The sequence below is a fragment of the Thermomicrobiales bacterium genome (assembly GCA_041390825.1).
Classification (GTDB): domain Bacteria; phylum Chloroflexota; class Chloroflexia; order Thermomicrobiales; family UBA6265; genus JAMLHN01.
On sequence record JAWKPF010000005.1, the window covers coordinates 1 to 18556 of the forward strand.

Consider the following 18556-nt stretch of genomic DNA (forward strand, 5'->3'; position numbering starts at 1 on the left):
TTCGACGAGATCTATGTCCACAATGTGAACCGGAATCAGGAACCGTTCATCAAGACGTATGGCGAGAAGGTGATTCCGAAGCTCAAGTGGTCGAAGTAGCGAAACGCCGTCGGCCGGCGGGCAACTAACTCACTCGTTCGATGGAGCAGGCGGGGCATGGGCCCCGCCTGTCTTGTTGGCTGCCTTGGGTGGAGTGCCCACAGACTGCGCACGAAGATGGAACTCAGGCAAAGGTTCGCGGGTTCGCTATCTGCTATTCGGCTCAATCGCCCTGCAGATCGTCGAAGGCGCATTCTTTGGAGTTCGGGAGGAATCCGCGCGGTGCGCGTGAATACGGATCAATCGGTGCGGTTTATTCCCCAGCCTCGAATTCTCATGTTCTTCTCATAAGTTCATCATCACCCGCCCTCCCGGCACGTCTATTGTGATCGTGGGCCGCGCGCGAGGCTCGAAGGTGAATAGGTGATGTAGCAGTAATGGAGCACACACAATGTCTGCGGAATTGTTCGATAGTCAACGGGCACAGAGCATCGCAATGAAGGTGCTGACCGATGCAACTGCCACGCAAATGGGGACATTGCACGCCATTGGGCAGCGGCTCGGTTTGTTCGCGACAGTAGCAAGCGAGGGACCGCTGACGGCCCAGTCGCTGGCAACTGCGGCAGGAATCGATGAGCGCTACGCCATCGAATGGCTCGCTGCTATGGCGTGCGACCGATTCCTGGACTACGAACCGGCTACACGTCAATTCTGGATGTCACCCGAGCAACAAGCGTGTCTTGTGGATCAAACCAACCCGTTCTTTGTGGGGGGATTCGCCCTGCTCATGCCGGACTTCTGGAAGAACGTAGATCAGCTGCAACAAGCGTTTGTCACCGGCGGCGGGGTGCACCGGGAGAACTTCGGCGAGGAGTGGAATTGCGGTTTCGAGTTGGCCAGCGGTCCCGCCTTTGTGAACCGCCTGGTGCAAGAATGGCTTCCCGCGTTGCCCGGTGTCGTGTCGAAGCTACGCAATGGTGGATCCATGGCGGATGTCGGGTGCGGCAATGGCCGGGCGTTGATCGAGGTCGCGAAGGCCTTTCCAACTGCGCGCCTGGTCGGATTCGATGTGCATGCGCCGGTGTTGGAGCAGGCGCGCGCCAATGCGGAGATGGCGGACGTTGGCGATCGTATCACCTTCCTGCAAGGCGATGCGGCCAGCGGGATTCCAGGGAGCTTTGACCTCATCACGTGCCATGACGTGGTGCACGATCTGGCGCAACCGGTCCCGGCCATGACCGCCATTCGCAAGGCGCTCGCCCCTGGTGGAACGTTCTTTGTGCTGGAGTTCAATCTCTATAGCGACCTGGAGGACAACATCGCACATCCATTTGGGCTGGGAGCCTTTGGCTATTCGGCTAGTCTCAATTTCTGCATGACGACCGCGCTCGCGGAAGGCGGAGTTGGAACAGGGACATGCATGGGCGAGCGGCGCTTCCGCGCCTTCGCGGCGGAGGCCGGGTTCAGCAGGGTCGATCGCCTGGATATCCCGAACGATCCGCTGCACATCTTTTTCTCGCTTCGGGCAGAGCCGGAACGGTGGACTGAAGGCCGTCATGGATGGCCGTACGCTGGCAAGTGGTAAGTCGAAAAGCAAAGAGAGGCAATACGAAAATGAACGTACTTGTGATTCGTTTCAGATTGGCTGGAATATCGGCGTCCGACTATTTGGCAATGACGGAGAAGGTGGCGCCTACGGTGGCGCAAGCGCCAGGTCTCGTGCAGAAGGCATGGCTCGCCAACGACGAAGACGGAGTCTATGGAGGAGCCTACATCTTCACCGACCGCGAATCGATCGAGGCATATCTTGGCTCGGAGATCGGTCAAGGGATTCGCAACTCGGGACTCTTCGAGGATCTCTCGATAGAAGTGTTCGACACGATCGAACCCGCAACCTCGATTACGTTTCCCCACGAACTGGCCATCGCGTAGCGGGTCAGTTATCCAATCGATCGACCCGGAGCCCGTTCAGGGCTCCGGGTCGATGCGCTAAGTCGGCGGGACGTAGCGATATCCGACCCCATGCGCGGTCTGGATCACGGCGCGTCGATCTCCGAGTTTCTGGCGGAGAGCGCGGATCACGACATCGACGACATTGCTCCCGCCGGCGTAGTCGATCCCCCAAACCTCCAGAAGGAGCTGATCGCGTGACACGACCTGATTGGGCCGGTCGACGAGATAGCGCATGACCGCGTATTCCAGTCGCGAGAGTGTGATCTGCTGATCGTCCAGGCGGAGCGTGCGGGACGCAGCGTCGAGGAGGTCGTCCTCGCCGGCAAGTTCGAGAGCGAGATGCTGCCCGAGCCAGCCTTCGAACGATTCGGGTCCGAAGTCGAGTACAAGCGTATGGTGCACGATTCCGCCGAGATCGATATCACACGCAGGGACATGTCGGAACCCGAGATCGCCAAGCGACTGCAGGGCGAGGTCCAGATCGCGGACGACGACATACGTGCGGCCGAGCGCCGGCCGCATCTCCACGTAGAGTCGCTTGGCTTCGATCCAGGTAGCAGCCAGCGCCTCCGATGGCCGCTCGCCTCGTTGAGCGCCGAGCGCTTCACGGCAAAAGATGGCGCGCTGATGATTGGGAAGCGGGTTGCGCCGCAAGTGACTCGACCAGACGGCGAGAATGGGATCGGATTGGCCGATATCGGGCGCAAGCATGTCCGAACGAGTGATAGCCATGCACCCTGCAACCGGTTCGGAAAGGGTGCGAACCGCGAAGAACATCTCGGGAGCGCGATCCAGCAGCGCGGAGATCGATTCGCCAGCGGCTCGGCCTCCGTGGCGAACAACGATCGACAGGATCTCGCCAGTGTCGGCGGCCTTGGCGGGTTCGACGATGGCTGTGGAGCTGTTGGTTGGAAAAAACCCCTCACGTAGGACGGGATTCTCGATCAGATACAGGAGATCAGCAGTCAGCCGCCAGAGATCCGAATGCTGCGCGGTGCGAAGCTCTCCCTTGAGGGCGTTCCATGCGGACCAGCGCAACGACCGGAATCGCTGAGGGTCGCTTGTGCGCAGGTGCCCGGCGATCGCGTTTTGCACCGCGTCGTTCAGACCGAGACCGTCGACCCCGGAATCGACAAACGGAAGCTGGGAAAGCCATCGATAGGCAACCATCGGGTCGTGATGCGGCAGCAACGCCGCGAGCATCGGACGAGTAGCGCGGCGCACCAAGGCCGCAGCCTCGAGAACGTCTCTATTCTCTGGATCGGGAAGCGTGTCCAGAAATCGGTGCGTGAGCGCCTCGACCGTGCGCGGTACGGTGGTCTCCGCAAGCTCGATTTCGCTGTGATTCGTACTGGCGCTCAGTGCGAGTTGGATTCCCAATGGATTTCCGCGCGTCAGGCGAGCGAGTGTGGTCGCAGCAGTATCGGTGAACCCTGCTTGACGAAAAATCGAACGGGTGGTTTCGCGGTCGAGCGGTCCGAGCTCCATCACCTCGATCAGCCCATGCCATTCCATTGATGTGGTCCAACCGATGGAAGGTGGGAGTTGACTCACAAACACAATGCGCGCCGTTTCTGGCAGCGTGGGAACGAACTCCTGACGCAGCCACGTCTCCAGCAAGCGAAAAGACTCGAATTCGTCGAGTATCAACACCACCGGTTGCTCGCTCTGCATGACGTGCGCAGACAAGCTGGCAGTGTCGGTGGCGTCGACCCCAAGCAGCGCGGAGACAGCATCGGCGAAGGCAGCCCGAGTCGGCGGTATCGATCGGCAGTCGATCCAAACAACCCTCGCGCCCGAAGTCCTCAGATCGTCCGCCGCGACTCGAGCGAGGGTCGTTTTCCCGATGCCTGTGATGCCGTGCAGGAACCAGACTGGCGCATGGCCCGGAGCGCACATGGCCGCCAGTCGCATGCGTTCGGAGTCGCGCCCGGCAAGCGAGCGGGCACGGTTCTCAGCGATGCGAGCGGCGATCGATTGGGTCATCGGTCAAGTCGACACCTGCGCGTTCGACGAACAGTCTGGGATCAATCATACGGGGCCGCATGTGCACGATGGGCAGATTGATCGAGACAGTTGGGATGGCGACGACGGGCGCGCACAGAATTCTGGTCTCGAATCTATTGGAACGGTAGCAAGTCGACTCGAGCTCCAGAAGTCGCGCACCGAGCATAGCCCTCTAGCGTTTCGCAGGATCGTGCGATAGACTTACGAGAAATAAGCCTTCGGGGTTTGGGTGAGGCCGCGTGCTATGACGGCCAAGTCCCGACCGGCGGTGAAAGCCCGCGAGCGGCTGGTTGCACCAGTTGCACGATCCGGTGAAATTCCGGAGCCGACGGTAGAGTCCGGATGGGAGAAGGCGCAATTGCGAGCCGGCGGTCCGCCTGGCTCGGTATTGCGAATCCCTTGAAATCGTTCCACGCCCGACGGCCAGCCGTTGCGGGCGTTTTTGTTGCCCCGCGGATGGCCGAAGGCGCGCGTGGCGATTCCGAAGGCATCGTCGTATGCCAGCGCGAATGGATATGCCATTCGACGCCCAATGGAATCGCTCGCAGATGGCGCGATCGCTTGCAACTCGAATCCTGTACACGGTGCTCGTGGTGGCGACTGCCATGAGCATCGTCTTCCTGATGTTGCAGCTTTCCGGCGACCCGGCCGATGCGTTGATTCCGCCCGGGAGCGATCCGGCCGATGTAGCCGCGCTGCGCGCCAAGTTCGGGCTGGACGAGTCGCTGCCGGAGCAGTATCTCGACTACATGCGGCATGCGGCCGTGGGCGATTTCGGGACTTCATGGCGCACGCAGCAACCGGCCATGGCGTTGGTGCTGGAACGCCTCGGCGCGACATTGGTTCTGACCGGCACGGCATTCCTCCTTTCGCTCATCATCGCGATTCCGCTTGGAGTGCTGGCGGGATCGCGCAGCAGTCGCCCGATCGGCTGGTTGGCCAGCGGTGTCGGCGTGCTGGGACAAGCGTTTCCCGCCTTTTGGCTGGGCACGGTGTTGATCCTGTTGTTCAGCGTGCGGCTTGGATGGTTGCCATCGTCTGGCCGGAGTGGTTTCGACTCACTGATCTTGCCAGCGTTGGCGCTGGCCGCGTTCCCCACCGCAACCCTGATGCGCATCGTGCGGGTATCGGTGGCGGATGTGGCGCGTGCGGACTATGTGCGCACGGCGAACGCGAAAGGTCTTCCGGGGAGAGCTGTGCTTTGGCGGCATATCGCGCGAAACGCGTTGTTGCCGACGATCGCCTATGCGGGACTCGTTGGCGGATTCCTGGTTGCCGGGGCGATTGCGGTCGAAGTCGTCTTCGCCTGGCCGGGCATTGGACAACTCGCGATGCAATCGGTCGCCAGCCGGGACCTGCCGGTCATTCAGGCGTTCGTGGCAGTGGTTGCCGTGCTGATCGTGCTGGCGAATCTCGCGGCCGATGCTGTTGCCCTGGCAGTCGATCCTCGCTTGCGGGAAGCGGCGGTCTCGGGGGCATTCCAATGATGCCCACCAATGCCATGCGGCCGGCGTTCGCGCGATCCGACGCTCCCGTCGCGGCGGACGAACCCAGGCGGAGGCGCGCGCTGCCGCGCTATCCGGCGGGAGCCTGGGTTGGACTCGCGATCGTTGCGCTGTTGACGATCCTGGCATTGTTCGGACCGATGGTTGCAGGCGACCCAGACAAACAGGTATTGCGCGATCGGCTCGCGCCTCTGGCTTTCTTCGGGGGAACCTGGGAGCATCCGTTGGGAACCGATCAACTCGGACGTGACCAATTGGCGCGCGTGCTTGCCGGTTGCCGGATCACGCTGTTCTTGTCAGTGGCGGTCTCGCTCGCATCCCTCGTCATCGGCACACTGCTCGGTCTGCTGGGCGGACTACGACCTGGGCGCATCGACCGCGTGATTGGATTCATGGTCGATGTCCAGATCGCGCTGCCGGTGGTGGTGGTTGCCATTGCGGCGTCCGCATTGTTCGACCCTGGTTTTTTACTGGTCTTCCTGGTGCTGCTTTCGACCGGATGGGTTGCGTATCAGCGCGTTGTGCGGTTGCAAGCGCGTGCGTTGGGTCAGACGCAGTTTGTCGAAGCGAGCCGATCGATCGGCGGGAGCCGACTCTGGATTATTCGGCGGCACGTGCTTCCGAACCTGGCCGGCACGGTCGCGGTCCTGGCGACGCAGCAGATGGCGGCGGTGATCCTGTTCGAGGCGGCGTTGAGCTATCTCGGTCTGGGGATGCCAGTCGACGCTATCACCTGGGGACGCATGGTGGCCGATGGACGCGAAACGATGCTCACCGCCTGGTGGGTGCCGGTCGTGCCAGGGTGCTTCATCGCGCTAGCCGTACTTGGATTTCATTTGATCGGCGAATGGTTTGGAACGCGGCAGGCGGCGCCGCTTTTGTAATCGACGAAAGGAACGAACTATGGGTGAACATTGGATACGAACAGTCGACGATTGGAACCTGAACCGGCGACAGTTGCTCGGGGCGCTGGGAATGGGGCTGGGAGCGGCCGTGCTCACGCAAACCCGCGTGTCGGCGCAAACCCCGGAAGCCTCAGCCATTGCCCGGTCGGCCTCGCTGACCATCGACCTCAGCTCGGAGCCGGACACCCTCGACCCAGCCCTTACCTATGCACCGACTGGATGGTCGATCGTGCATTCGGTGTACGACTCGCTGCTGCAATTCGACAATGATGGCAATCTGGAGCTGTTGCTGGCCGAGCGATGGGAATGGACCTCGCCAACGACCATCGCTGTCACGCTGCGACCCGGCATCACCTTCCACAATGGCGAGCCGTTGACCAGCGCCGCGGTGAAGTTCTCGCTCGAGCATCTGACCGCGGAGGAAACCGCGTCGCAGGTGCGCGCGAACTTCGCCGTCATCGAATCGTTGACCGAAATCGACGAACTCAACTTCGAGTTGACGCTCTCGCAGCCGGCTCCCTGGTTGCCAGCGCAAGTAGCCGCCTGGTTGGCCGTGCTGCCGCCGGAGTATGCGGCCAGCAATGACTTTGCCCGCAACCCGGTCGGAACCGGACCGTATGTGTTCGGCGGGTGGTCGGCAGGCGAGGAGATCGCGCTCACTGCCAACGAGCACTACTTCACCGACAGCCCCAAAGGCGTTCCGATTGCCGATGCGGTGGCCTATCGCTTCGTGCCGGACGCCACGACGCGGGTGGCCGATCTGCTGTCAGGGAACGCGCAGCTCGTGCAGGGTGTGCCGGTCGATCAGGTGAGCGCGGTCGAAGACGGCGGCCAACAGGTGATTGCGCAGCAGGTTTCGGGGAGCGTTTTCGTGCGCGTGCCGAATACGGTCGAACCGTTCACCGATCCGCAAGTGCGTGCGGCGCTGAACTTCGCGGTGGATGTGCCGGCCATTGTCGACGCATTGCTTGGTGGGAATGGCGCGCCACTGGCGAATGTCTTCGTGCCGAGCAGCATGGGTTATGACGCGAATCTGTCACCCTATGCCTACGATCCCGACATGGCGAAGGAGCTGCTGGCGGCTGCCGGGTATCCCGACGGTTTTTCGACCACGATGGATGTTTCCGCCACCGAGCGCCTGGATATTGCGCAGGCGGTTGCCGGGATGCTGGGGGAAGTCGGCATCGAGGTCGAGGTCACGCAAAAGGAACTGGCAGTCTTCAATGCGCCCGATCAATGGAGTGGCGCGGCCGCCGATGCCGCCGACTTGCGCCTGATTTCGTGGCGTCCGTTGTTCGATCCCTACACGCTGCTGAGTTTGATGTTTTCCAACACCGGGTTTCTCTCCCGATTCGATGATCCCACGACACAGGAACTCATCGACCGGTTTGCCAACGAGCCCGATCCAGCGCTGCGCGCTTCGATCGGTAGGGAACTGGGCAAGGAGATGCACGACAATCCAGCCGCGATCTATCTCTATGACCTGACCGCGATCTACGGTGTGGCCGAGGGTACGCCCCCTTGGTCGCCGCGGGCAGATGAGTATCTGATCGCCACGTATCGCGGTTGATCGATCTCGCCGGGAGCTTGTGCTCAGAACAGGACGTTGGAGCGAATGTGAGCGAGCGGGAGCAAGAACTCGGGACCGTGATTCGCGGACGGCGGTCGGTGCGGGCGTTCTTGTCCGACCCGGTGCCATCCACCGTCGTGCGTGATGCCATCGCGGCTGCTGGTTGGGCGCCGTCTCCCCACGGGCGGCAGCCGTGGCGATTTGCAGTGGTGGAAGCTCCCGAACGGCGGCGCGGGCTGGCCGAGGCGATGGCCGCAACCTGGGATGAGCAACTGCGGCTCGACGGGCAGGATGAGGAGATCGTGCGTATCCGGTTGGAGAAGAGCAAGCAGCGTTTGATCGAGGCGCCGGTGCTGGTGATTCCATGCCTTTACCTCGCGGATCTCGATGTCTATCCCGATCCAGACCGGCAGGAAGCGGAACGAATCATGGCGATCCAGAGTATTGGGTCCGCGATCCAGAACTTCCTGTTGTCGGTCTACGCGTCCGGATTCGATGCTGGCTGGATGTGCGCGCCGCTCTTTTGTCCCGATGTCGTGGCGGGTTTTCTGGGGTTGGACCCAAAGTTGATCCCGCATGCCTTGTTGCCGGTGGGGAAGGCCGCAAAGGATCCGGTGCGTCGCGCCCGCATGCCGGTGAATGCGCTCATCGTGCAATGGGAGTGACGCGATCCTCGTCATTCCGAGCTTGCCGAGGAATCTCTTGGTGCGCGCAGCTTGGCATCCGGGAAGGACGCGCGGTTGTGTGGGAACGATAGAGAGATCCCTCCGCTTCGGTCGGGATGACGGAAGGGGCGGTCGGGATGACCAGGCTTCCGTCATTCCGAGCTTGTCGAGGAATCTCCTGGTGGGAGCAGCCCGGCATCCGGGGTCAATCGGCGGTGAAGCCGCCGTCGATATAGAGGGTTTGTCCGGTGACGAACCGGGCCGACTCTGAGCAGAGGAAGACCGAGGCTCCGACCAGGTCTTCGGGCAAACCGAAGCGGCCGGTGGGGATTCGGCTGACGAGTTTGGCCTGGACTTGCGGATCGGCCAGGATGTTGCGGGTGAGTTCGGTCTGGGTGTACGCCGGTCCGATGGCATTCACGGTCACCCAAAGGGAGCCCATTCGGTGGCGAAGGATTTGGTCATGATCGCGATTCCGCCCTTTGCGGCTGCATAGGGCGCGTTCTCCGGGTGGCCGAGCAGGCTGGAGACCGACCCGATCGAGAGAATCCGGCCATATCCCCGTTGAATCATGCCGCGGCCAACTGCCTGCGTGACATAAAAGACGCCGGAAAGATTGGTGTTGATCACTGCCATCCAGTCTTCCGGGGTGAAGTCGACCGCTGGCTTGCGAATGGTGATCCCGGCGCCGTTCAGCAGGATATCGATCCCGCCGGTGAGTTCGTCGATCTGTGAAATGACGTCTTCGACCATGTCCGGGTCGGTGACATCGAGCATCGCGGCCATCGCGTCCATACCCGGTCGGTCACACGCCGCGGCGGTTATCTCCGCATTGTCCAGATTGAGATCGGCAATGGCGATGCGCGCGCCGAAGTCCGCCATGGCGCTGGCGATCGCGCGCGCGAGGCCGCCTCCGCCGCCGACGATGAGCGCGGTCTTCCCGGTGAGATCGAACATGTTTGCGAAGATGCCGGGTGGATAGGGAAAGGGCATGCCCGGCCGAGCGGCTGGCGGCGGCGCGGCGGCAGTGGCTGGAGGTTCTTCGCCCGGACGCACGAGGCGCAGCCGTCGTCTGGAATCGTCTTCGCTCACGCGCTGCCCTCATTCTCCGCGCGGCCCATGGGAGCCGAAACCCGTCGTGGCGCCATTGTATTCAAAGTCTCGACGATTTCGCGCCCGGTCACCGTTGCGCCGTGCGGAACGTTGGCCGGGATAAGCGCGACATCACCTGCCGACAGCGTGAGCGGCGCGCCGTCGACCGTGAAGTCGATCGAGCCGCCAAGAATGATGGTGATCTGTTCCTCGGGGTGCTGATGAACGGGAAAGACCGATCCGGGCTGGTAGACATAGCGCACCAGCGTCTGATTCTCGCCGTGGATGGTCTGTCGGGTGATGCCGGCGAGCGGATGCTCGACCGGGATCGCGCTCCAGTCGATGGCAGACGGATCGGACATCGGTTTCTGTGTCAGAAGACGAACCAGCCGCAGAAGAGCGCCAGCGCGAGCAGGAAGAAGAAGACACTGGAAACGCCGCCACCGAAGACGAGGTAGAGAATGATCGCCAATGCGAGCAGCGCGGCAAGGATCCCAAGGTAGATCCACTGCGGGCTCGACATCGGCCCCTCTTCTTCATAGGAGACATAGCGCTGAGGAGCGCCAGGGTAGGGCGCAGAGGGGCTCGGCGGGCGAATATCGCTGCCGGAAATCACCTGACGGGCGCGATTGGCCCGTTGTTTCGCATCGTCGTTATACGGACTCGCCATCGCTCACACCTTCCCTTACTTCGGTCCGCCAGCAGGCGGCGGTCCATCGGATTGGGCGGGGGCATCGACGGGGATCGAAAAGAACGACTTCCAGATCGCGATCATGGCGATCTTCACCGTTCCCGCCACGAAGAGGAGCATGCCGGTCAGCGTCACGATCGGACTCAGATCGGCGACGGCTGCAGCCCCGACCAGCAACAGACCGATGACGGTCATGGCGACTGATACGATTCGGGCATGGGCCACGGGCCGGCTCGTTTCACTGGAACAGGAGCGTCTGTTGCGCCGCGAGGCGTCAACCGCTGGGATAATCCTATCCCGGCATCAGGGGCAGTGCAAACCAGTACCCGCGCTGCAGTTGTCGTCGATGGGTCACAATGCGCGGGTTTAGCGCAAGCTCAGGCGGAGGGACGGAGATGTTGCTCGAGGCGCAGCGGCGCAGGATCGTCGAAACCGGGATGGAGGCGTTGCGGCGGGGCATCGTGCATGGCACGGCCGGCAATTTCAGCGAGCGCGACCGCGCGACCGGATTGATCGCGATTTCGCCCAGCGGGATCCCGTATCCGGAAACGACGATCGAGGATGTGGTGATCGTCGACCTGGACGGCAACATCGTCGAGGGGCGCCGCCGGCCGAGTTCCGAGACGCCGATGCACACCATGGTGATGCGGCAATTCGATCATGTCGATGCCATCGTGCATACCCATTCGCACTACGCGACGGTGGTGAGCACGATTCGGTCCTACCTTCCACCGATTCTTACTGAGACATCCCTTGTGGTTGGCGCGCGCGTGCCAGTGACGCGCTATGGGTTGACCGCGCTCGATGATATCGGTCTGAGTGTTGTCGAGGTGATGACGCCTGCGTCCCGCGCGGTCATCATGCGCAACCATGGGCTGATTACCTTTGGGCAGAGTTTCGATCAGGCGTTGCTCTATTCGATGCTGGTCGAGGAAGCGGCTGAGGTCTATGTTCAGGCGTTGGCCGCAAATGGCGGCCGCGAGCCCAACCTGGTGCCGGAAGAACTCATCGATGAAATGACCGAGCGGTTCAATGCGGGATATGGACAGCCGCGGAACGAGGGGTGAGGAGAGACGTCGTCAGCTCCGGGTTCGGATCGCGAGCTGTTCGGCGGCGTAGCGGGCGTAGAGGTCGTTGTAGATAGCGACGGTTGCGGGATCTGGGGTGACTTCGGCGGTTGGAGCGGTCCAGGCGACGTGATCGTAGGGAATCTCGGCAGCAAGCATTCCGGCGATCACCGCGCCGCGGGCGGCAGTTTCTGGTTGTGGCGCGATATGGAGTGGAACGCCGAGGACGTCGGCCAGGAGCTGGCGAAAGGCAGGAGCACGCGAGCCGCCACCGGTGAGGGTGACCACGCCAAGCGGCAGTTCAGACGAAGCGATGCAAGCACGCGCCTGGAGCGCCAGGGCTTCGCATGACGCGCGAGCGAGGTCGTCTTTGGTGGTTGCGGTCGATAGCCCGGCGATGACACCGCGCGCGGCGGAGTCGAGATATGGCGCTGTTTCGCCCCCCTCGGAGAAGGACGGGATGATCGACGCACCATTGGATCCCGGTGGCGTACGTTTCAAAACTGCGTCGAGTCCGGCATAGGTGACGGATACCAGCGGCAGTAGCCAGTCGAGCAGTGTCATTCCGCTGGCCGACGTCAACAGCCGAATCCAGCGGTCATACCGTGGCAAGCAGACGGTGCGTCCGGCGGGGGAACCGTTCAATTCCAGGCGCTCGATCTGCACGCCGGTGAGCAGTTGCGGTCCCAGGATGATGAACGCGTCACCGGTGCCCTGCAAACCGGCGGCCAGACCGACCGCGATCGCGTCGAATGGCGCCGCATGCACTGCCAGGCCAGCTGGGAGCCCGGTCAGATCCGCGCCCGCATTGCTCAAGGGCCAAAGCGAACCAGTGGCGACATCGAGTTCCGGCAGGATCGCCCGCACTGTCCGAAGCCGGAGCAGATCGATGAGCTCTTCGTCGTAGACGCGCGAGCGGATGTCGAGAAACGGCGCCGACGCGTCGGTGATATCGGTGGCCCGGGCGCCGGTCAGCCGAAAGAGAAGCGCGTCTTTATAGGAGAACGCGGTCGCGGATCGCTCGATGGATGCTGGTTCGTGATCGATGAGCCACCGCAAGAGCGCGGCCTGCGTTTGGGGCGCAAGCGCGTATCCTGCGCGACGAAAGACTCCAGCGAGAATTCCGGTGCCCGCCCACTCCTGGGTATACGGGCTTGCTCGTCGGTCGGTGGACAGAATGGCATGCCGCGCCGGGGCGCCGTCTCGCTCCAGGAGCCAGAGACCGTCGGCTGGGGCGGTCAGGCAGAGCAGCTCGGGTGTTTCGGGGAGATTCGGTTTCAGTTCCTGAATTGCCTGGCCGACGGCAGCGAACACTGCGGACTGTTCGAGCTCGGCCCACCCCGGATGGGGCGAGATGGGGGTGAGCGCACGCGCGGCAGCCGACACGATCTGGCCGCGTTCGTCGAACGCGGTCGCGCGGACCGAGGTGGAACCAGCTTCGACACCGATGAGGATCATGCGGGCATTGTAGAAGCTCCGGGTCAGATACCGCGCGCGTTCAGGCGCGCGTGAACATCTCGTATTGCCCTACGCGAGGCTGCTGTCCCTGCAAGTTGACCCTTCTGCTCCTTCATGTCAGAATTGCCCGGTTCGCACTGCGGAAGCGGTGCGTTTTGGTTGTGCTCGCCTCATCACGTGTTTACTGCCACGGTCTTCGGACGAGCCTCCTTTGAGTTTGTTGAGCTTTTCGATATTCGAACTGGAGTCGTTCGTGATCAAACTTCGTCTTCGCCGCATGGGAGCCAAGAAGCGCCCGAGCTATCGCATCGTGGCGGCCGACAGCCGCTCGAAGCGCGACGGCCGCATCATCGAGCAGATCGGGTTCTATGACCCGCTGACCGAGCCGGCCACCCTCAAGGTGAACGAGGAACGCGCCGCGTACTGGCTTAGCGTTGGCGCTCAGCCGACCGAGACCGTGCACATTCTGCTGCGCAACCTGGGGCTCATCCCGGATGACAAGGCCGAGCGCGCTGCCCAGCACGCCAAGCCAGCCGCAAGCTAAGGCTTCCACGGGCGGCGAGAGCCGCCCGTTTTCACACGTATTCGTTCTTCACCGTCGGAGCGCATTATGTCGGCTGTAACCCCCGAGCAGCAGCTTCAGGGTCTCATCGAGTACATCGCGGGCGAGCTCGTCGATTCTCCGGACGATTTCGAGGTCATCTCTGAACGCCGCGGGGGTTCGGTGCATGTGACCCTGAAGGTAAAGGAAGAGGCGATGGGCCGGGTGATCGGCCGCCAGGGCCGTATCGCCAAGGCGATGCGCACGCTGGTCATGATTACCGGATCGCGCAACAACGTCCGTGCCAGCCTCGACATCGAAGGATAGTTCCAGCACTCCGGGCACACCTCGTCGCCGGGCGGCGCCGGTTGCCGTGCGTCCGAAGCGTGACCCTTCACCCGCGGCGGCGCAATCTGCGCCCTCCAGGGCTCCGCGACGGCGGCCACCGCCTCCCTCTGGACCGCTCATCGACAGCGCTGGACCCGAACCGGATACGCCGCTCGATCGTGTGTTTCTCACGATCGGCATCATCGTCGGCACGCACGGCGTCGTCGGCGAGTTGAAGGTCCGCCCGGTGACGGACGTACCTGAGCAGTTCGAAGCGCTCTCGTCGGTCTACGTCGGCGAAGAATCCCGACCGCGCAAGGTTCAGAATGCCCGGTTCCATTCCGGGAACTGGCTGCTCAAGCTGCGGGGTATCACGACCCCGGAGGAAGGAGCCGAGTTGCGGGGACAGGCGATCCGCATTTCCGGCAGAGATGCGATTCCACCGGAAGCGGGAGAGTTCCTGCTCTACCAGCTCATTGGGTTGACCGCATTCGACGAGGCGGGTCAGAAGATCGGCACCACTGTCGATCTGATCGAGACAGGTTCGCGCGATGTTTTCGTCATTCGGCCGGAGAGCGGACCGGATATCCTGCTGCCGAACACGGATACAGCGGTGCTGGAAATTGTGCCGACAGAGAAGCGCATGGTGGTGCGGCTGCTCGATTACCTGTAGTTCGTCACCTGTTCACTCGCCCACACTGCCCACTTGAAGCCGTAGGCTTCCGTGCCTCCTCTCGCCGAAATTGGCAGGCACAGAGGCCTGCGCCTACGGAATTCTGAGAGCGAAGCGTCCGGGCAGCCCGGAATGTTCAGATTGGATTCCTTCTGTCCCCAAACCCCGTAGTGGCAGCCCTCCGTGGCTGCTCCTGGCTCCTGTCCCCAAACCTGTAGCCGCAGCCTCCGTGGCTGCTCCCGCCAGTCAGCAGGCACAGAGGCCTGCGACTACGTGAGGAAGAGGTTGGCGGGCACAGAGGCCTGCGCCTACGGAGTTCTGAGAGCGAAGCGTCTGGGCAGCCCGGATTGTTCAGATTGGATTCCTACTGTCCCCAAACCCCGTAGTGGCAGCCCTCCGTGGAGCGAAGCGTCTGGGCAGCCGGATTGTTCAGTTGCTGCTCCTGGCTCCTGTCCCCAAACCTCGTAGCCGCAGCCCTCCGTGGCTGCTCCTGGCGCCAGACTGCAGGCACAGAGGCCTGCGACTACGTGAGGAGGAAGTTGGTAGGCACGGAGGGCTGCGCCTGCGTGAGGAGGAAGTTGGTAGGCACGGAGGGCTGCGACGACGTGAGGAAATGGGCGTGACCGGAGAATACGAAAAGCCCGGGCTAGAGGAGCGCGATGGTGTGAGCGAGCAGCGCGGCAGCCCGCTTGCCAACCTCGGCGACCGGGAAGTCAGAGAACTCCTGCAGATCGCTCTCGCGCAGGTACTCGTTGTTCGAGATGTCCTTGATGAACAGTGTCGGTATCCCGTGCAATCCGGCGATACGGCCGACGGCGGCGGCTTCCATCTCTTCGCAGAGCGAACCGTGCCGGTCGTGCAGGATGTCCAGCCGGGAATGCGCCTGGGTCCATGTGTCGGCAGAAACAACTGGTCCGAGATAGACGTTTGGCAAGCGGTATGGCATGGACGCAGGCCAGTAGAGCTCCTGTGGCCAGGGCTCCGGTGAGTTTGCCGCGGCGGCCTGTTGGGCCAACTCGACCAGTTTGGGATCGGGTTTCAACTCGAGTCCGTGCTGGTGCTCACCTTCGGATTCGGTGGCATAGCCGGTGTAGCGTTCGCTGCCATCGGGCAGGACCTGCATCAGGGCGTGATTGATGACCTCGGTTGCGATGATGACATCGCCGGGGAGCAGATCGCGCCGGTGCGCGCCCGCGCAGCCGAAGTTCGCGATTGCCGCTGGGTGTTCGGTTTGAATCAGGAATTCGGTTCCTGCGGCGGCATTCGCCATGCCGATACCGGAGGTGACGGCGACGACGTCATGTCCTCCAATGGCATAGCGGTCGACCCGCCAGGGCCCATGCTGCTCGGTGACCTGCGACGTTGCGTGCGGGTCGAGCTGCACCCGCTCGCTCGACATGGCGATGACGACTCCGATGTTCATTTGAGCAATGAGATGACGATGGAGGTGATCAAGATGGCGAGCACCCCCAGCGACAACGTGACGAACTTGCGCTCGCCAAGACGAAAGAAATCCACGGCAATCACGAGCACCGTCACTACCGGGGTCAGCATCATCAAGAGGATGCCCAGATCGATCAGCGACGACGGATTGCCATCGGCCAGCGCTCCGGGAATGTCCTGGAACGGAAGGACATCGGTCGACAGCGGGTGCCGGTCGACGATCGACCAGGCGGCGCCCAGCACCAGCGTCACAGCGGAGATGAGAAAGCCATAGCGCAACACCTTGGCGGCGCTGTGATAGATGAGGTCTTCGCGTGGAATCTGCTGCTCGGTCATCAGCGAATACTCGGTAGTTCGATGTTCAGCGCTTCGAGAATGAGGCGCATTCCAAGATAGAGCAAGACGACCACGAAAACGATGATCAGGCGGTCGGTGCGCACCTTGCGAGTGAGGCGCGAGCCGATCTGCGCTCCCGCGATGATGCCAATCATGGCTGGCAGTACGACGTGCGGGTCGATCTTGTTGTCGGAATAGAAGACGAACGATGTTGCCACCGCGGTGATACCGACCATCAGCGCGCTCGTGCCAGCGGCGGCTTTGACGGGAATAGACATGATCAGATTCATGGCGGGAACCTGGATCACCCCGCCCCCCACGCCGAGCATGCCGGAGATCATGCCGGCAAGCCCGCTGATCCCCATGCCTTTGTAGACCTGTCGAGGCACATAGGTGACTTCCCGCTGTGTTGCCGGATCGAAAAACGTGTCTCCCAGCAGCATTGGGTCAGGATCGGCGCTGGTGTCGACATGCGAGGTCTTGCGGCGCAGGAACATGGAGACCGCTGCATAGGTCAGGACCGCCCCGAACAGCGCATTGAGAATCCGGTCCGGAGCGCGCACCGCGAGGAGCGCTCCGACGAGCGCGCCGGCGGCGGTGGGCACCTGCAGCAGCATAGCGAGCCGAAGATTCGTGAAGCGGGAGTTCAGGTGTACGGTCGAGCCAACGACCGAGTTGGTCACGACGGCCACCGCGCTGGCGCCAATGGCCAGCTTGGGATCGATGCCGAAAAAGAGCGTGAAGATGGGCACCAGGAAGACGCCGCCGCCCAGACCGAGCATGGAACCCAGCACCGCGGCCCCGGCCGCGACGATGCTGAGCTCGATTGCTTGCGTCCAGTCCACGAAACAGGGGCTCCTTGCCGATCTCGCTGATTTATCGCACGATCCGGCGCTTCACGGTCAGCGGCGATCCGGGATTTGACGAGGTGAGTTTGGCGGAGGATACTGCAAAGGTCGCCGATGGACGGCGCTTTAACAATCTGGTCCGTGCGAGTCGGGGCGCTCTTCGCGAGCGCAGCAGGGGGAAGCCGGTGAGATGCCGGCGCTGATCCGCAACTGTATCGCCAGGTAGTTGTTCTGCCCGGCGGAGCCAGGTTTCCTGCCCGATTTCGCTCCGGCGCCCTTCGTGAAGGAGAGGGAGGACGGAATGCAAACGGCGCGCACCGAGTCATTCGACTCAGACGTTCCCGTAAATTCGATCCACCGCTCGCAAGAGCGGTTTTTTGTTGCCAGGCAAATTCGCCGCCTGACCGCGACCGGTGTGTTGCTGGTCGCGTTGGTGCTGTCTGCGTTTGCCGCGCCAGTTTCCGCGCAGGACAACACGCAATCGGTCGAGGCGGCGGTTCAGTGGTTACTGGCCCAGCAAGCTGAAGATGGCGGCTTCATCGGCTTTTCCGGAGAGAGCGATCCGGGGGCCACGGTCGATGCCGTGTTGGCGCTCGCGTCCGCGCAGCAGGTGGGCATCGATATCGATCTCGAAACGGCAATGAAGTACCTGGAGTCGCAGGCGCTTGTGTACGCGCAGTTCAGCCCGGGGGCGGCAGCGAAGCTCTCGATGGCGTTGGTTGCGGCCGGTATGGATCCGCACAATATCGACAATGTCGACCCGATGTCCATTGTGATCGTAGCGGCCGGGTTGGGCATGATCGGCCTCGGTCCGTATGACCATGCGCTTGGGTTGCAGGCCCTGGTGGCGACTGGCGAGCCGGTGCCCGATACGGCAATTCAGGCGGCACGGGACAGCCAGATCGAGGACGGTTCCTGGGCCTTCGACGGTTCGACCACCGCAGGGGCAGGGGATACCAACACTACGGCTCAGATGGTGATGGGTTTGATCGCGGCCGGCGTGCACGACGAAATGGTGGACCGCGGTCTGGCGTACCTTGCTGGCGCGACGAACGACGACGGCGGCTATCCCTATCAACCGGGCGCCGAGTCGGACGCGAATTCGACCGCGCTGGTGCTGCAGGCATTCATTGCGAGTGGCGATCCGGCGCTGGCCGATGCGCTGGACGAGGCGCTCGGCGCGCTGCTCGATATGCAGAACGAGAGTGGCGCGTTCGCGTATATGCGCTCAGTGCCGGATGACAACCAGTTCGCGACAGCCCAGGCCATTCCAGCGGTGGCGGGGGTTGCGTTCCCATTGCCGGTGAAGCTGGCCGTGCTGGCGACGCCGGAGGCGACTCCGGCCGGGTAGCGGCATGCAGGGGCGGCAGCAGCCCACCACCCTGAAGAATGGGGCAGCACGTAGCCAAGGCGCTCAGCGCCTGACGTGGCGAGGA

General features: G+C 62.6%; 21 protein-coding genes and 2 riboswitches. Of the genes, 11 read left to right on the forward strand and 10 right to left on the reverse strand.

The window, feature by feature from the left end:
• Positions 1-826 precede the first annotated feature (826 nt).
• A complete protein-coding gene (locus tag R2855_01175; protein MEZ4529615.1) occupies positions 827-1624 on the forward strand; it encodes a class I SAM-dependent methyltransferase in 798 nt (265 codons plus the stop codon).
• A 29-nt stretch (positions 1625-1653) separates the two neighbouring features.
• Positions 1654-1971 carry a YdhR family protein gene (locus R2855_01180; GenBank protein MEZ4529616.1) on the forward strand — a complete coding sequence of 106 codons (318 nt, stop codon included), beginning with the start codon at positions 1654-1656 and terminating at the stop codon, positions 1969-1971.
• A gap of 57 nt (positions 1972-2028) precedes the next feature.
• Here R2855_01180 and R2855_01185 read toward each other — a convergent pair whose 3' ends face one another.
• Positions 2029-3978 (reverse strand): winged helix-turn-helix domain-containing protein, encoded by a 1950-nt coding sequence (locus tag R2855_01185; GenBank protein ID MEZ4529617.1) that lies wholly within the window; start codon positions 3976-3978, stop codon positions 2029-2031.
• A 231-nt stretch (positions 3979-4209) separates the two neighbouring features.
• Positions 4210-4357: riboswitch (FMN riboswitch) on the forward strand.
• A gap of 190 nt (positions 4358-4547) precedes the next feature.
• Here R2855_01185 and R2855_01190 point away from each other — a divergent pair.
• The 4 genes from R2855_01190 to R2855_01205 are packed head-to-tail and all read left to right on the forward strand — an operon-like array spanning position 4548 to position 8644.
• A complete protein-coding gene (locus R2855_01190) occupies positions 4548-5486 on the forward strand; it encodes an ABC transporter permease (GenBank protein MEZ4529618.1) in 939 nt (312 codons plus the stop codon).
• Positions 5483-6388 (forward strand): ABC transporter permease, encoded by a 906-nt coding sequence (locus R2855_01195; protein MEZ4529619.1) that lies wholly within the window; start codon positions 5483-5485, stop codon positions 6386-6388. The genes R2855_01190 and R2855_01195 overlap by 4 nt, the downstream gene beginning before the upstream one ends.
• 19 nt (positions 6389-6407) lie before the next feature.
• Positions 6408-7979 carry an ABC transporter substrate-binding protein gene (locus tag R2855_01200; GenBank protein ID MEZ4529620.1) on the forward strand — a complete coding sequence of 524 codons (1572 nt, stop codon included), beginning with the start codon at positions 6408-6410 and terminating at the stop codon, positions 7977-7979.
• A gap of 47 nt (positions 7980-8026) precedes the next feature.
• Positions 8027-8644: a nitroreductase family protein gene (locus R2855_01205; protein MEZ4529621.1), complete on the forward strand. Its 618-nt coding sequence runs from the start codon at positions 8027-8029 to the stop codon at positions 8642-8644.
• A 205-nt stretch (positions 8645-8849) separates the two neighbouring features.
• On the opposite strand, the gene R2855_01210 is transcribed toward R2855_01205, so the two are convergent.
• The 5 genes from R2855_01210 to R2855_01230 are packed head-to-tail and all read right to left on the reverse strand — an operon-like array spanning position 8850 to position 10652.
• A complete protein-coding gene (locus tag R2855_01210) occupies positions 8850-9071 on the reverse strand; it encodes an SDR family oxidoreductase (GenBank protein MEZ4529622.1) in 222 nt (73 codons plus the stop codon).
• Complete coding sequence (locus R2855_01215; protein MEZ4529623.1) at positions 9068-9736, reverse strand: SDR family NAD(P)-dependent oxidoreductase; 669 nt, start codon at positions 9734-9736, stop codon at positions 9068-9070. Before R2855_01215 ends, R2855_01210 begins: the two co-directional genes overlap by 4 nt.
• Positions 9733-10098, reverse strand: coding sequence for a cupin domain-containing protein (locus tag R2855_01220; protein ID MEZ4529624.1), 366 nt, complete (start codon positions 10096-10098; stop codon positions 9733-9735). The genes R2855_01215 and R2855_01220 overlap by 4 nt, the downstream gene beginning before the upstream one ends.
• An 11-nt stretch (positions 10099-10109) precedes the next feature.
• Positions 10110-10406, reverse strand: a complete 297-nt coding sequence (locus R2855_01225; GenBank protein MEZ4529625.1) for a hypothetical protein — start codon at positions 10404-10406, stop codon at positions 10110-10112.
• 15 nt (positions 10407-10421) lie between these two features.
• Complete coding sequence (locus tag R2855_01230; protein ID MEZ4529626.1) at positions 10422-10652, reverse strand: hypothetical protein; 231 nt, start codon at positions 10650-10652, stop codon at positions 10422-10424.
• 170 nt (positions 10653-10822) lie between these two features.
• Here R2855_01230 and R2855_01235 point away from each other — a divergent pair, with 170 nt between their 5' ends.
• Entirely contained in the window at positions 10823-11494 is a 672-nt protein-coding gene (locus R2855_01235; GenBank protein ID MEZ4529627.1) for a class II aldolase/adducin family protein, read from the forward strand.
• A gap of 12 nt (positions 11495-11506) precedes the next feature.
• Here R2855_01235 and R2855_01240 read toward each other — a convergent pair whose 3' ends face one another.
• Positions 11507-12952 carry an FGGY family carbohydrate kinase gene (locus tag R2855_01240; protein ID MEZ4529628.1) on the reverse strand — a complete coding sequence of 482 codons (1446 nt, stop codon included), beginning with the start codon at positions 12950-12952 and terminating at the stop codon, positions 11507-11509.
• A gap of 253 nt (positions 12953-13205) precedes the next feature.
• On the opposite strand from R2855_01240, the gene rpsP reads away from it, so the two are divergent.
• The 3 genes from rpsP to rimM all read left to right on the forward strand — a co-directional run bounded on the left by rpsP (position 13206) and on the right by rimM (position 14493).
• Positions 13206-13496, forward strand: a complete 291-nt coding sequence (gene rpsP / locus R2855_01245) for a 30S ribosomal protein S16 (protein ID MEZ4529629.1) — start codon at positions 13206-13208, stop codon at positions 13494-13496.
• 66 nt (positions 13497-13562) lie between these two features.
• Entirely contained in the window at positions 13563-13820 is a 258-nt protein-coding gene (locus tag R2855_01250; protein ID MEZ4529630.1) for a KH domain-containing protein, read from the forward strand.
• A gap of 181 nt (positions 13821-14001) precedes the next feature.
• The gene (rimM, locus tag R2855_01255) at positions 14002-14493 is read left to right on the forward strand and encodes a ribosome maturation factor RimM (protein MEZ4529631.1); all 492 of its coding nucleotides are present in this window, start codon (positions 14002-14004) and stop codon (positions 14491-14493) included.
• Between the two features lie 646 nt (positions 14494-15139).
• On the opposite strand, the gene R2855_01260 is transcribed toward rimM, so the two are convergent.
• The 3 genes from R2855_01260 to R2855_01270 are packed head-to-tail and all read right to left on the reverse strand — an operon-like array spanning position 15140 to position 17117.
• Complete coding sequence (locus tag R2855_01260) at positions 15140-15916, reverse strand: 5'-methylthioadenosine/S-adenosylhomocysteine nucleosidase (protein ID MEZ4529632.1); 777 nt, start codon at positions 15914-15916, stop codon at positions 15140-15142.
• Positions 15913-16272 (reverse strand): DUF1634 domain-containing protein, encoded by a 360-nt coding sequence (locus R2855_01265; GenBank protein ID MEZ4529633.1) that lies wholly within the window; start codon positions 16270-16272, stop codon positions 15913-15915. The genes R2855_01260 and R2855_01265 overlap by 4 nt, the downstream gene beginning before the upstream one ends.
• Complete coding sequence (locus R2855_01270) at positions 16272-17117, reverse strand: sulfite exporter TauE/SafE family protein (GenBank protein ID MEZ4529634.1); 846 nt, start codon at positions 17115-17117, stop codon at positions 16272-16274. Before R2855_01270 ends, R2855_01265 begins: the two co-directional genes overlap by 1 nt.
• Positions 17118-17253: 136 nt before the next feature.
• Positions 17254-17396: riboswitch (cobalamin riboswitch) on the forward strand.
• Between the two features lie 25 nt (positions 17397-17421).
• On the opposite strand from R2855_01270, the gene R2855_01275 reads away from it, so the two are divergent.
• The gene (locus R2855_01275) at positions 17422-18471 is read left to right on the forward strand and encodes a prenyltransferase/squalene oxidase repeat-containing protein (GenBank protein MEZ4529635.1); all 1050 of its coding nucleotides are present in this window, start codon (positions 17422-17424) and stop codon (positions 18469-18471) included.
• The last annotated feature ends 85 nt before the right edge of the window (positions 18472-18556 follow it).